This window comes from Nocardioides flavus (ex Wang et al. 2016) (assembly GCF_014653115.1).
Classification (GTDB): Bacteria; Actinomycetota; Actinomycetes; order Propionibacteriales; family Nocardioidaceae; genus Nocardioides; species Nocardioides flavus.
Map to the genome: position 1 here is coordinate 1 of NZ_BNAD01000041.1, position 529 is coordinate 529.

Genomic DNA, 529 nt, shown 5'->3' on the forward strand with positions numbered 1-529 from the left:
CGGGGCAGGTGCCGGGGCTGGTGAGGCGGGTGCGGCGGATCCTGGACGTCTCGCAGCGGGGGCTGGCGGCGTTGTTGGGGGTCTCGCAGTCGGTGGTGGCGCGGTGGGAGACCGGGCGTACGAGTCCGCGAGCGCGGGTGGTGCAGGAGATGCTGCACCTGGCCCGGCTACGGGTGGGGTTCAGCGACGTCGAGACCGGGCGGCCGGTGGAGCCGATGCGCGCGGACGGGGCGCGTACGCATGCGGGCAGCCGGTTCCCCGCGCACGTGGACCTGCGGGCGCGGGGGTGGTGGCTGCCGCGGCGGTTACGGGCGATGACCTCGATCGAGGCGTTCACCTGTCTCGACCGGTCCCGGGCCGTCCAGGACCCGGCCATCGGCTACCGGGTCTCGACGCACCACAAGCGCTACGAGCGGGCGCGGTGGGGTGTCCCGGACGACCATCCCGCGGTGCACCAGTTCGTCGCCGAGGTCGAGTGGCGCGAGGAACAGCTCGAGCGACGCCGCCAGGCGATCAGACGACGCCTCGC

1 protein-coding gene is annotated in these 529 nt (G+C 74.3%); it reads left to right on the forward strand.

Annotation, left to right across the window (positions count from 1 at the left end):
* The coding region (locus IE200_RS20510) for a helix-turn-helix domain-containing protein (RefSeq protein ID WP_191281347.1) at positions 1-529 on the forward strand (529 nt) is incomplete at both ends.